Source organism: Centipeda periodontii DSM 2778 (assembly GCF_000213975.1).
In the GTDB taxonomy this organism is placed as follows: domain Bacteria; phylum Bacillota; class Negativicutes; order Selenomonadales; family Selenomonadaceae; genus Centipeda; species Centipeda periodontii.
Genome location: NZ_GL892076.1, coordinates 150,448 through 164,480 on the forward strand (window position 1 = coordinate 150,448; position 14,033 = coordinate 164,480).

8 protein-coding genes are annotated in these 14,033 nt (G+C 57.4%); all 8 read right to left on the reverse strand.

The window, feature by feature from the left end:
* Positions 1-51: 51 nt before the first annotated feature.
* The gene (locus tag HMPREF9081_RS00720) at positions 52-2,772 is read right to left on the reverse strand and encodes an O-linked N-acetylglucosamine transferase family protein (protein WP_006304957.1); all 2,721 of its coding nucleotides are present in this window, start codon (positions 2,770-2,772) and stop codon (positions 52-54) included.
* A 54-nt stretch (positions 2,773-2,826) separates the two neighbouring features.
* Positions 2,827-4,473, reverse strand: coding sequence for an O-linked N-acetylglucosamine transferase, SPINDLY family protein (locus HMPREF9081_RS00725; RefSeq protein ID WP_006304958.1), 1,647 nt, complete (start codon positions 4,471-4,473; stop codon positions 2,827-2,829).
* On the reverse strand, positions 4,470-5,948 hold the full coding sequence (locus HMPREF9081_RS00730) for a glycosyltransferase (protein ID WP_006304959.1): 1,479 nt from the start codon (positions 5,946-5,948) through the stop codon (positions 4,470-4,472). Before HMPREF9081_RS00730 ends, HMPREF9081_RS00725 begins: the two co-directional genes overlap by 4 nt.
* Positions 5,945-9,877, reverse strand: a complete 3,933-nt coding sequence (locus tag HMPREF9081_RS00735) for a glycosyltransferase (protein WP_040395328.1) — start codon at positions 9,875-9,877, stop codon at positions 5,945-5,947. The genes HMPREF9081_RS00730 and HMPREF9081_RS00735 overlap by 4 nt, the downstream gene beginning before the upstream one ends.
* 124 nt (positions 9,878-10,001) lie before the next feature.
* Positions 10,002-11,333: a flagellin N-terminal helical domain-containing protein gene (locus HMPREF9081_RS00740; RefSeq protein WP_006304961.1), complete on the reverse strand. Its 1,332-nt coding sequence runs from the start codon at positions 11,331-11,333 to the stop codon at positions 10,002-10,004.
* 267 nt (positions 11,334-11,600) lie between these two features.
* A complete protein-coding gene (locus tag HMPREF9081_RS00745) occupies positions 11,601-11,945 on the reverse strand; it encodes a flagellar protein FliT (RefSeq protein ID WP_006304962.1) in 345 nt (114 codons plus the stop codon).
* On the reverse strand, positions 11,935-12,351 hold the full coding sequence (fliS, locus tag HMPREF9081_RS00750) for a flagellar export chaperone FliS (protein ID WP_006304963.1): 417 nt from the start codon (positions 12,349-12,351) through the stop codon (positions 11,935-11,937). The genes HMPREF9081_RS00745 and fliS overlap by 11 nt, the downstream gene beginning before the upstream one ends.
* 20 nt (positions 12,352-12,371) lie before the next feature.
* Positions 12,372-14,015: a flagellar filament capping protein FliD gene (gene fliD / locus HMPREF9081_RS00755; protein WP_006304964.1), complete on the reverse strand. Its 1,644-nt coding sequence runs from the start codon at positions 14,013-14,015 to the stop codon at positions 12,372-12,374.
* Positions 14,016-14,033: the final 18 nt, after the last annotated feature.

The following is a 14,033-nucleotide window of genomic DNA, read 5'->3' on the forward strand; positions in this document are numbered from 1 at the left end:
ATCATGCCTTGCCCATCTGCATATGCTTCCTGCATTCCGGCAAGACTGCGTTCAAACGAATCCCTGCTGCGCTTCCCAGTCCGCCCAGATCGCACGATACCATTCCTCCATCTCACGAATATAACGCTCCTGGTCCATGACCGGCGATGCCTTCATCCGAGGGCGCAGTTCCCTATGCAGAGCATCGAGCAGATCGAGATTCCCCGCCAGTGCCACCGCCGTCTCGACGTAGTCCGAAAGCTGCTCAGAGGCAAGATCTGCAAGCCCGATATTCGCCAAGAGGCTGTAAGTAAAGCGCGTGCTGTGCCGCTCCGTATAGTAGGAGACGACGGGCACACCCATGTAGAGCGCATCGCAGCTCGTTCCGCCGCCCGGCCACGGGAAGGTATCGAGCGCAATGTCCACATCGAGATACCGCAGCATATAGTCCGATGTCGCGCCCTCGAACTGCACGCGGCTCATATCAAATCCGAGCCGCTGCAGGCGATCATACGCCAGTACAGCAATCCCCCGCCCCCCATAGGCACTGTTCTTTAGTAGGAGGCGTGCATTCGGGACACGTTCCAGTATCGTGCGCCATGCCAGGAGCATCTCATCCTGCAGCTTTGCGTACTTATTGAACGAAGCAAACTGAACATAGCCCTTCGCACGTGCCGGTGTTCCCTCGGATGCAGGCAGGCTCGTATAGCCATTATAGCAGAACTGACTCGTTAAACGCAGTAATTTTTCAACATAGACACTTTCGCTGCCGCTTCCCTCCGGGTCACAGTAGTGATCGGTTACGAAATAGTCTACTGCGGGCAGTCCCGTTGTCGCCATATAACCAAGCCCCGAAAGCTGCACGGGGGCAGGCTTCCATGCAAGGGCGGCAAGCCCGGAATTCGACGTATGCCCCGCAAGGTCAAAGAGAATATCGACCTCGTCCGCATAGATCGCGCGCGCAACGTGCTCCATATCCCGTGCATGCTCCGAGAGATCCCGCCAGCATGTAACAAGTGTTTGGAAGAATTTTGCATATTGATCCTCCTTGCCGAGACTGTAGGCGTAGACTTCGAACCGGTCGGGATCAAATCCGGCAAGGAACGGCCAGATAAAGTACTGCATGACATGCATACGAAAGTCCCCGGAGATGTAGCCGATGCGCAGCTTTTCCTTCCTGCGTCGCCCTGCATGGGAATAGGGCTGCACATCCGCAAAGAGCGCCCCATAGCCAAGGCTCTTTTGATAGACCTCCTGCGCCGGAACATCTGCGGCATTGAGCCTGAAGAGTCCGCCTCCATAGTAGAAGCGCCGCATAAAGAGGTCGGTCGTCCGCTGAGAATATGCCATTGCATAGGAAGATACTGTTGCAGAATCACAGACAAATACCCCGTGATCCGCACACACCTTAAACAAATTTTCAGGAATATCTTCCACCACAGGAAGACCGCTGTCAATCAGCGCAAGCCCATGCTGCGCCCGCTCATAGATCTCCAGGTGCGTTCCGGGCGGTGTATCACTGATGACAGAGAGATAGAGGCGTGCGCCTTCGCGCTCCCACGGCACCCCCTCAGCCGCAAGCGCCCATCGTCCGGCAAGCACCAGATCATCCCTGAAGAAATATCCCCACGCAAGGCTCATGCGTTGCTCCGGCACAAGCCGCTCAAGCCCGTCCAGCATGTGCGCCGTATGGAAAACCGTCTCCCAATCCTGTGCGCCGGCTGCATGTGCAAGCCGTACGGCAAGCTCCTCCGGTTCCTGCGCCGCGCCGCATACAAGCACGCGATCATAGGCCCTCTCCACGGAAAACATGACCGCACCTATATCGAATACATCCAAAAGATGCCAATGCAGGAGCCCGTGCAGCTGTGAGAGGCGCGGAAGATCAGCGCAGAGCGCGCATGCCTGCGCGCCCACATCCTCAACACGAGCTGCCGTGGGCAGTCCCAGTCGAGCCATCAACATCGCGGCATAGCGGTCATCGACAAGAGATTCCGATACAAGAAGAGGTACACCGTGCTCCGCCGCATGGCAGACATCCATGAGATCGACATGGATCCCAAGCAAAATGTCAATCTCATCATAGGGGAGCTCATCCACCAGATCGAGCGCAGATTTCTCCGTCCCCAGTTCCGCAATCTGCGCGAAGTCCTCCGCCGAAAGCCCCTCTGCAATACTTGCGGGAAGAATCAGACGAACGGCAGGCATGCGCGCAAGAAGATCCGAAAGCATCTGCCGAAGCGCCGCCGCACCGTCCCCGTACAGCGATCCGCTCACGCCGATCGCCGGCACCCCCGTATCGAGGAGCGGAGCGCGGTAGGTATATCTGTGGGCAGGATCGAACGGCGTATAGCAATAAGGAAGAAGCACCTCCCCCTCAACCGTGGGCAGTACTTCCGCAAGCTCCCGTGGGCAGTTGTCTGCGAGGGAGATCACATGCGCAGCGGGATGCATCTCCATAATGGCACAGATAGTTTCATCCGGCATTCGAAGCGAGAGATCCACGAGCAGATCAATTTTATCCCTGCGAATGATCTCTGCCGCCTCTGCAGGCGCAGCACCACCGAGCTCCCGCAGCGTGACCTCCTTCGAAAAAAGCGCCGTATCACCGCCCATGCCCGTATGATAGGCATAGATCTCAAAGCGCAGCTTATTATAGGCAGCGAAGAACGCGGGCAGCAGATCCCGCGTACGCCCCATCCCAAAATCCGAGGAGAGATAGCCAAGACGAATCTTTCGCTCTGCATTCTCCGTGCGTTTTCTTTCCCTACGCTTTATCTTTTTTTTCTTCATCTTCTCTCCTCTTTCTGTCCATACTCATACTATCGTCATAAATGGAGTTGGACTTTAAGCAGTATATGCCGACCAAAGCTGCTCATAGGCTGCTCCCACTGCCGCACCATAACCGACCGCATCCATCACGGGGGAGCTCTCCATCATCCGCCGCAATCCCGCGTGCAGGGCATCCAGTATGTCGGCATCACCGGCAAGGGAAACCGCAAGCGCGATATATTCCTCCTCCGCCCGCGCGACGAGCGCTCCCGCTCCAACATTCTCCAAGAGGGAGGCACCGAAGCGGCTACCGAGAGATGCCCCTGCAAGCGTGACCACAGGCACGCCCATATAGAGGGCGTCGCATGTCGTGCCGCCCCCCGGATAGGGAAAGGGGTCGAGCGCAATATCCACGCGATTGTATGCAGCAAGATAATCTTTCGAGGAACCTTCCGTATCGACGCGATCGAGCGGAATTCCCGCCTCTCCCATGCGGTGCAGAACCTCCGCACGTGCATCCGCATACGAAAAGACATCCGTCTTCAAAAAGAGGCGGCTCTCCGGCACGCGGCGCAGGATCTCTGCCCATGTACGGAGCACGCGGTCATTCAGCTTTGTAAAGTTGTTGAAGCTGCCAAAGACAACGCCGCGCCCCGCCGCAGGAGCGTGAGCGGGCACGGGCGCCGCATGGAGCGGCTGCCAGCAGAAATGTGAGTGCGGCAGGACAAGCAGCTCCTCCACGAAGCCCGCCTCCGCATTCCCTTCCGCAAGCACGGGATCGGCAAGGAAATAATCAACCGTAGGCAGCCCTGTCGAAGCAAAATAGCCGATCCCTGAGATCTGCACCGGCGCAGGACGGTAGGCAAGGATCGGCAGCGTCATGCCCGCCGTGTGTCCCGCAAGCTCGACGAGAATGTCAATGCCGTCGCGATAGATCGTATGCGCCGCTTCTTCCGCCGAGCGTTGTCCAAGATTGCGGAAATGCTCAACCGACTGCCGCACCTTTTCCGTGTACGCATCCTCTGCATTCAGCGCATAGACCGTCACCTCAAAGCGCGACCGATCGAGCGCTGTCATCAGCGCATACGAAAAGGAGAGCACAACGTGCTCCCTGACATCGGGCGAGAGATAGCCGATGCGCAGCCGCTTGCCCGCACGGTGCTCCGTGTGGTCGAACGGATGCACATCCGCACAGAGCGCGCCGTACTCCTCTGCCGCCCTCTTGTCCTCCGCGAGCGTCGCGGGCAGATAGTGCCGGTTAAAGAGTACATTGCTCGCGTTCAGCGCACGCAGGGCGAGATCGGGCGCAGCGTCGCGCGCCCGTTCATAGAACTTCACGGCATCCTCTGCATCGCCGAGGAAACGGGCGCACTGTCCCGCGAGATTATACACCTTCTCCGCAATCGCAGGGGGCATGCTTGCGTCAATAAGCGGCGTCAATGCCTTGCGTGCTGCGACACGTTCCCCCTCGAGGAGATAAATGCGCGCACGCAAAAAGATTGTATAGGGATCGTCGGGGGCAAGTGCCGCGCATTCCCTCCATGCCGCAAGAGCTTCCTGCGCACATTTCGCCTCGATATGAAGTGCCGTCAGGAGCCCCGCGGCTTCGAGGGGTACATGTTTGTGCAGCTGCTTGATCCCCTTGCGTGCTGCCTTCTCATCCCCGTGCGCGAGCGCCGCAAAGATCCGATCGCGCAGCGCCTCAAGTGCCTCGCCCGTCATTCCGTCCCCCTCGCAAGCCGTCCGATGCGGCGTATCACCCGCTGTGCTTCGGGAGCCGCAGATTCCCCCCTGCACACATGCGGCAGCAAAAACGCAAGTGCCCCCTGCTGCGTGGGTGCAAAGCGTGCCCCACGCGCAGCTGCAACCACCGCCGCGCGCTCCATATCCTCGATCAGCGATGCCGCCGCAGAGCTTACATCACCCGCGAGGAGGAAGCGCCGACGCTCCGAGAAGTGTATGTCCGCACGCCGGTCATAGTAGAGGCTTGCCAGAGGAAAGTCCGTTCCCGCGAGAATCGAAGAGAGAAACGCCGCATCCGCCGTTTCATCATAGAGCCGATTCAGGGTTTCGATGAGCGTCGCATCATCCGCGCCCACCGCCCCGAGAAGGCGCACGAATCCCACGAGGGCAGATGCATCGTGCGGGCGCAGTTCTATGGCACGCTCATAGAGCGCAACTGCCCCCTCCACATTTCCCGAGAGTACCGCAGCCGCGCCGAGGCATGCATAGGCACGCGGAGCGAGAATGCCAGAGAAGTCCCCCGCACGATAATACTCCTCATGCAGACGTACACCCTCCGTGTACGCTTCGCGCGCTCGCGCGAAATATCCCGCTTCCCACGCATAGATCCCATAGATCAGAGGGAAATCCGCCTGTTCCGGAAATGCTTGGCGCGCTACCTGATACGCATCTTCGATCTCCGCATCCGGCGCCCCCATAAGGATGAGCCCCTGGAGAAGAACCGCATGCGGACGGTTTTCCGAACCGACGGGACGATCCTTGCTGTCCCGTGCCAACCGTGCATAATGCACTGCCTTCGGATAATCCTCAAGCGTATAGTAGCAGTCCATCAGATGGTATTCGTCGAGCTTCTTATACACGCCGCGCGCACGCCGCGCGAGCAGCAGATCCAAATCCCGTTTGGACTTCTCTTTGATAATGCGCGGCGAGTAGCCCGTATGGTAAAGTGTCAGCCCCGGCGCCATCATCATCTCGCGCCCGGGATCTCCGCTGAGGTTCTCCACATGTTCGTGAATACTCCCCACAAAGCGGATGTGCGGCGCACGGCGAAAGATCCGCTGCACCTGGGCCGTTGTACCGAGGAGCGCCCCCGTATCCATGTCGATGTTGACGAGGTGCACGATAAATCCGTCCATCGTCTCTTTTTTGTCGTATTCCTCAATCAGCGGACGTACGCGCGACGCACTCTCCTCCGTGAAGTACTCGTCCGCATCCGTAAAGACCACCCAGTCGCCCTGTGCCTGATCGAGTGCAAAATTCTTTGCTGCGGCAAAATCATTGATCCAGTCAAAATGATACACCCGCGCACCGCCCGTGCGTGCGATCTCCACCGTCGCATCTGCCGATCCCGTATCGACCACGATCATCTCATCGGCAAAGACACGCATCGACGCAAGCCAGCGCGGCAAATTTTCCGCCTCATTCTTGGCGATCACACATGCCGAGATCTTCATTTGATCAGCTCCAATAGTTCCATTGCCTTCCTGTGCGATGGATCGAGAGTGCATGCACGAGTTAGGCATTCCTGCGCCTCCGTGCGTGCACCGAGATAGAGGGCGGCAAGCGCCATCCCGTAACAGCTGTCCAGCGACTCTCCCTCCACGGCAGAGAGGAGGCTCCACCCGAGGAACGCCCCCTCCCATCGCTGTGCATCTGCAAAATCCTCTGCCGCAGCACGCAGGACATCTCTTCCATAGCCCGCAGCAACACGCAGAAAGCGTGCGCTCTGCTCCGCGTCCGCATGATGGATAAACGCCGCACGCACGCTCTCATAGCCGTCCATCGCCTCCGGCAGTGCGACCGCATCCGGCTCATCGTAGTGCCGCCAGAATGCCAGCATCGCATCCGGCAGCAGACTGCGCAGCCGATGATAGAGATGAAGGCTCTTCGCACGGCGTTCGCGTTCCAGACGCAGAAGGATCTCCGGCATCTCGCGCACGTATTCGACCAACGCGCCGACCACGTGCTCGCCCAGTTCCTTCGGTGCAAGCACGCGTATGCGCTCATAGATTTCGGGCGTAGGAACAACGTGCCCCGTCATACGCGAGAGTTCTGCGCGTGCCGCCGCGCCGAGTGCCAGCCAGCCATAGCTGTCCGCAAAGCGCGTGAGATAGGCAAGCGTCTCCACTCCCTCACCAAGAAGCTCCCGCATTCCGGCGAGAATCTGCGCTACATCCTCGGAACCATGCAATTCCATAGAGACATCCAGAGCCTCTTCCCGCGCAGTATTGAATGTGAATGCGCGTGTCAGCTCCTCCTCTGCCGCATCTCTTTGTCCCATTTCCATTAAAATACGTGCACGCGCAGCAGAAACCGCCCCTGCCCACGCAGGGAACACCGATGCCTCACCCTCCGCATCTGTCGGATGCTCATAGAGCATCAGCGCCTTTGTCAGGGCATCCAAAGCGCCGGCATCACCATCTGCGGCGAGGAGCAGCCCGAGGCGCCCATAAAAGTCCGGCAGCTGCGAAAACGCGCGGCATGCCGCGTGTGCGGCTGCAATTTGTTCCGGCAGCGGAATATTCTCCTTCTCCATCACATCCAACAGAAGATGATGAAGATGGCTCTGCGCACCGAACGAGGTCACATTCTCCTCAAGAGCGGCACGCACATAGATCAGCGCAGCAGCATACTTTCCAAGCCCGTAATAGGTATCGGCAAGGTAGCGGCAATCGCCGATCTGAAGACCGTGCTCCCCGATGCGCCGCTCCATCAGTGCAAGATTTCGCTCGTGCTTCGCACGGATGCGTCCCGAGGAGTACCCCACATGGCGAATGACAAGAGCGACCGGCTCGTGATAGAGCACCGGCTCTCCGTCCTCCTTACGCAGTGCCTCATGTACCCGCCCCTCATAGAAAAGGCCGCGCCCCATACGCAGAAGCCGGACATGCGGCGCACGCCCGATCTCACGATTGCCCGCATCCTCATCCACATGCACGATCGGCAGCAGGACCGCGTCCACATGGGGCAGTACAACATCCATCATCGCAAGATAGGGCCGCAGTTCCGCAGGATCAACAAAAGACTCATCCGCATCCAGAACCGTCACCCAGTCCGCATGTGCCTCTGCAATCACCGCATTGCGGGCGGCGGCGAAGTCATCCCGCCACGGGAAGTCGAAGACCTTCGCCCCTGCCCGCTCCGAAAGCGCTCGCGTCCCGTCCGTCGATCCCGTATCGGCAACGACCCGCTCATCGGCATAGACCGCAGCATTGCCGAGCCACGTTTCCATGTCGCGCGCATCATCGCGCACAAAGACACATGCGGCAATGCGGATCTCCTCTGCACGCGATGCAATACGCTGCCATATCTTCATCCGGCGACACAGTGCATCGCGCATCTCAGCCGTAAAGACCGACTGCTCCGTCCCCGCCGTCGGCGGCCCTGTTTGGAGCGCCTGCTCTGCCGCGGCAGTCGCATCCTCATACCGATGAAATGCAGCAAGCGCCTCCGCGAGCTCCGCGTGCATCTCCGGCAGTTCCGGAAATTCTCGTACTGCCTGCTCCGCAACGGCAAGATGCTTGTCCCTGAGCACCGGATTCGCACCATAGATACGCAGGAGGATCCGATAAGAACAGCTCGCATACAGAACACTGCGCCGACCCGTCCCGATATCGAGAAGAGCATAGCGTTCTGCCATGCGTTCATTGCCCAGATTGTCATAGGTCTCGGCGAGATAGCGCCAGCAGCGCTCCGGTGTATCGGTATGTTCCAGTTCTTCGAGGAGCAGACGCAGATTGCGCTCCCCCTTTTCACGGGTAAGCACGGCGGAGTAGCCCGTATGGACAAGCGTCAAAAGTTCCGGTGCAATGATGCGGGAAAGCGGTGCCGAGCCATCCGCTTCCCGCAGTTCCTCATGAATACGCCCCACGTAGTGCCGGCCCTCTCGTCGCCGAAAGATGCGCGGTGCATAGGAATCGAGCAGCGTTTCTCCCGTCGCTTCATCAATATTGTGCCACGGGACGAGAAGCACCTCACCCTCCGTGCGATCCGCTTCCTCAATCACTGCCCGCAGATGCTCCCGCGTCTCGGGAGAAAAGTATTCATCCGCATCGATAAAGACAATCCACGCTCCACTCGCGTGGGCAAGCACAGCATTGCGCGCCGCTGCAAAATCATCCTGCCACGCCGCGTGATATACCGAGGCGCCGCATTCCTCCGCAGTGCGCACACTGTCATCCTGCGACCCCGTATCGAGGACAATGATCTCATCCACCGCAGTGCACAGACTCTCAATGGACTGTTTCAGATGGACGGCATCATCGCGCACAATGTAGCACGCCGTAATCTGCATTTTCTCTTTCACCTCAGCTCCCGTATCCCCCCCCAGATAAGCTCTCTGCCGCTCCTCCCAAAGCTGCGCCGCCGCGGGCACCCCCAGCACCCGATAGATCCGAGCGAGTCGCTCTGAGACAAGCGCCGCAACAGCATCATTAAAGAACGAGGAGTTATGTATGGAAAGAAAGTCATGATCGTAGCGGCGCAAAGCCTCCTCAAAGCTCTCCGCCGCTTCACGGTAACGCACAAGCCCGCAGAGGATCATCCCGCGCTGCGCGTAGAAATCCGGCAGCTCCGGAAATTTCGCCAGAGCCTCATCAGCAAGCGCCAACATTTCCTCGTCTGGATAGTGAAGGGCGCGCATGGACTCGATCACCTGATGATAGATCGTGCTCTCAGAGCCAATAACCCTGATATTTCCCTGCAAGACCTCCTTGGACAGGGCAATTACCTTCTCATAGTCCTTCAGTCCGAAGAAGCAATCCATCAAATAAAGCGCATGCATCTCCGTTCGTCCGTGAAGCGCGGCATCCTGTGCCAGCATCGCAATATTGCGCCGAATCTTCGCCTCGCCGCGTATCTTTAGATACCCCGTATGTCCGACAGCAAGGCGTTCATCGCCATAGGCGAGCACGCGCTCCTTTCCGTCATCACGAACAGCCTGCTCATGAATCATGCCCTCGTAGTGAAGACCGGGCATACGAAGAATACGAGGGCTATTGTCATACATAGCATTCTGAACGACATTGGCAGTCATAAAATTGCAGCGGCGAAGCATTATTATGTCAAAGTCGGGTGCTGCACGTATCACATCATCAAGCGCATTTCGAACGTGTTCCGGATGGAAGAAGTATTCATCCGCATCCAAAAAGATAACAATTTCCCCGCTAACCTTGCCAAGAGCGTAGTTCCGTGCGGCGGAGAAATCATTCTGCCACGGAAAATCCCAGAGCTGTGCATGAAAGTTTGATGCAAGCTCTGCCACACCTACGTCCGCTGCCGTTGAGACAATAACGATCTCGTCGACCGCATCTCGAAGAGAGGCAAGAGAACGTCGCAGCTCAGCTACCTCATCCTTTACAATATAACAGGCAGAGATCCTCATCATGCACATCCTTCCATTCCCATTCGAGGAATATTATACGCGATATGGATAAAATTAGCAAAGAAAAAGAACCCCTCCCCGAGGGGAGAGGTTCCTGTCATCCGTATGTAACAGCCGAAGCGAATTACTGGAGGAGCGAAAGGACAGCGGAGCTGTTCTGGTTCGCCTGCGCGAGCATGGACTGCGCAGCCTGGAGCAGCACGTTGTTCTTCGTGTAGTTCGTCATCTCCTTCGCCATATCCGCATCGCGAATCGTGGACTCGGAGTTCTGAACGTTCTCGGATGCCGTCGAGAGGTTCGAGCTCGTGTAGGCGAGACGCGTCTGAACAGCGCCAATGTTTGCCTGCTCATCAAGAGCCTTCTGGAGCGCCGAATCAATCGTGTTGATCGCAGCGTTTGCACGATCCTGCGTCTGGACGCTGAGGACAGAACCATCCGTGCCCTTGAGACCAAGTGCGAGCGAACGCATATCCGTCATGCTGACCTTGATCGCCTGATTTGCCTTCGTGCCCGTCTGAAGAACGAGAGCGTTGTCGTCGGACTTGTTCTCTGCACGAATACGCTCATTGAACATATCGAGAGCATTGTTCGCCGTCTTGCGGAGCGTGCCCGAGTTGTCCATGACCGAAAGCGTGAACGAGGAGATCTGATAGGTCGTGCCCGAACCGGCAGCCGCGATCGAAATCGCCGTCTTGTTATCCGCCGTGAAGATGCTGTTCCCAGCCTTGTCCTTACCGATGTAGGCCTTATTCTGCGTGGAAGCAGAATCAAGAAGATCCTTGCCCGCAAAAGACTCCGAGCCGTTGAACGCAGCTTTATCGAGAATGTCGACCAGCTTGTTCGTGCCGACCTCGAACGTCGTCGTGTAGGTACGACCCTGACGAACGTAGGAAACCGTGAGCTTATCCGTCGACTGGATGTTGAGGCTCTCGCCCATGCGGTTCTGGATGCTTGTCAGAGCAGACGCCCATTTCGTCTCCGTGCTCAGCGCGGAGTTCGAAAGGGTCGTGCAGGTCGCCGTGCCAACGCTGTTGCGCGAGCCGTCGACGAGGTACTTGCCGTTGTACGTGGCGAGCGCGTTGTCGTCGATCTGATCAACCATCTGGTTGATCTCCTTCTGGATCGTGCGGCGATCTTCATCCGTGTTCGTGTCGTTCGCTGCGTTGATCGCCTTCTCCTTGAGGGTCTTGAGGATCTCGACCGTGCTGGAGACAGCGCCCTCAGCGGTACGCATCATGCTGTTGCCGTTCTGCGTGTTCTGGTTGTCCTGATCGAGCGAACGGATCTGGACGCGCATACGCTCGGAGATGGCATAGCCGGACGCATCGTCACCGGCGTTGTTGATCTTCATGCCCGAGGAGACCTTCTGAAGGCTCTTCGCGAGTGCCGACTGGTTCCTGTTCAGGATGTTGAGCGTGTTGACCGCCGACATGTTGTTCTTTACTACCATTGCCATGTGTAAATTCCTCCCTGGTGTCTTTCCGGATGTTCCGGAACCCTGAATATATGTGCGGACATCCGTGCCCGCTGTATAATAGGCAAGTGACGCGTCTATCCTGAATGGCTGCTAGCTAGCCCTCCTTGGCAGCCGCACCGCTTGCTTATTATCACCTTACATAAAGTATATCGTCATGATGAAGACATACTTAAGTTTGGAACTGGAACTATTTTACTTTTTTTTATCTGTTTGTCAAGGGTGACAGCCGCAAAATTTAGACAGAAATTAGTACCGCCGATTGAGGTTGCCTCCCAAAGGGCTCGCCCCCGTGAGATCGTAGCTGTGCACAGCTGCGTTCTGCCGCCGTGAACGATTGAGCCACGCGCGCGCCTTGTACTGAATCTGCATTTCGAGCGGACGGAGTTCCGCGTCATAGGCAGCCCACTCGGCCCCCGTCCGATAGGGATCCGACGAAAGTCCTTTCAGCATGCCCACAATCTGCTCACGCTGATCGACGAGATCGAGAAAGGTATCAATCTCGTCCGCATCCACGAATTTGAGCAGCTCGTGCGTGAGAACACGATACTTCTCCCAGAGGGCATGCGCCGTCTCGTATGCTTCATCCGGCATAGACGCCGCTCCCTTCCATCCCGCGGGCGCCCTTTTCCTCACGCGCCGTCTTCATCGCCTGCGCCCACGCATCGCGCAGCTCCGTCATGATGTCCGACGCCTCTTGGATGATCGCAGGGTCGCTCTTCATGTTGCCCTCGACCAGACGGTCGTAGGCATAGTTATAGAGCGGCATCAACTGATGGGAGATCTCATAGTCCATATTGAGCGTGATGCGGAACTCGGAGATGATGTTCTGCGCCTTTTGAAGGGAGATGTTGGACGCCTCGTAGTTCTTCTCCGCAAGCGCTTCAACCCCCTCCTTGATGAACTTGAGACAGCCGTTGTAGAGCATTAGTGTCAGCGCCTCGGGTGTTGCCGTCATCACCTGCTGCTTCTTGTATGCCTCCGCAGCACTGTTTACCATATGGGAATCCCCCCCTTACGTCATTGTGCGTTAAAGAAATTGAACTGTGTCGAGAGACGGGAGATTGCGACCTCCATTGCATTGTACTTCTCGTAGAGCTTGCTCTCAAAGGACGACATGAGCTTCTTGAAGTCGCTCATCTGCTTCTCGTAGTTCTGAATGAGCTTGCCAAGTTCACTGAGATCCGTCTTGTCCGCTGCAACGCCGGAATGGCGCTCCATCTCCTTGAGACGCCCGTTCAGCTTGTTGTAGATGCGGGAAGCAACGCCGTTGTTGCCGTAGTCATCGTTCTCATCATCAAAGGAGATGAGGCGGTTCACAGCATCCGGCTCCGCCGCAATCGCGTTCTTGAGCTTCGTCTCATCGAGCCGCAGATGCCCCGTCTGATCTTTCGCCGTAATGCCGATGGACGAGAGCGTGCTGTAGCGTCCGGGCACGGACTGCACGCGATTGATCACCGCATCGCGCAGATCGCCGATGATGGAGCGCAGGTGGGTATCCCGATAGAGGAGGCCCTCCTTCGCCTTCGCATTCCACTTCTCGACCTGCTCCTTCGTCATGCCGTCTTCCTGCGACTTCGTGAGCACGCCATAGTCCTTGTGCCCCTTATCCCCATACTGCTTGACGAGATCATCGAGCAGTGCATTGTACTCCTCGACAAATTTCTTGACGTTCTCAACGAGCTTGTCCTGATCCTGCGCAACGTTGACGGTAGCCGGTGTACCAACGGGCGTCGTCTTCTTGAATGTATAGGTAACGCCGTTCACCTGCAGGTTGTTTTCCTGAAGGTTGTTGTACGTCCGTCCGTCAATCTTAACGTTCGCATTCGTGCCCGCAGTCGCCATCGCGATGGTTGTGGGGCTGCTCGTCGTAAGTGTCATGGGTGCGCCGATGGTGCCGCCGCTCACGACGCCGAGCTTCAGATTGTTCAGGAGATTCGTCGTATAGCTCGCAGAGGTTGAGGTTGTATCCACGGTGAGGTTGATCTTGTTGCTGTCGCCCGTCTTGTTGTTGAAGAGGGAGAAGCCGTCCGATACGGAGTCATAGCTCGCACGGATGTCGAGCGACGATTTCTGACCGCTCGCCGTATAGCGCGCATTGTTGATGCGGTTTGCAAGATCGTTGAGGGTGAGGTTCTTGTTAAAGACCTCATCTGCCGTGAACTTCACCTCTGCCGAGCCCGTTCCGTTCGAGATCTTGAAGCTGAGCGCCGTATCCCCGGGTGACATGCCCGGCGGCATCGTGCCGCCCGTGAACGCTACGTCCTTGAGCTTGACGCTTGTCGAAGCGCCGGTGTTCGTACGCGCAATATGCTGTCCCGCCGCCGTCATGAAGTAGGCGTTCGTCGCCGCCTGCATGACCTCGACGGAGTGCGTCATCACACCTGCACTCGCATTCGCCGTCGCCGAGACAGCATCCGCGTTCGAGCTCGTCGCTGTCATTGGTTTCGTCGTAGCACTCAGTCGATAGTCCGACATGCGCGAACGGAATGTATTGACCTTATCATAGACGTTCGCATAGGCTTCTTTACGCCATTCGGTTTCGACTTCTTTTTTGTAGATGCGGTCATATTTCTTCTGCTGCGAGATCATTCCGACCTTGACCAACGATTCAACGTCCAGCCCCGAACCGGAAAGTCCATAGATTCCTTTTGCTCCTGCCATATTATTTCTCCTTCTGCA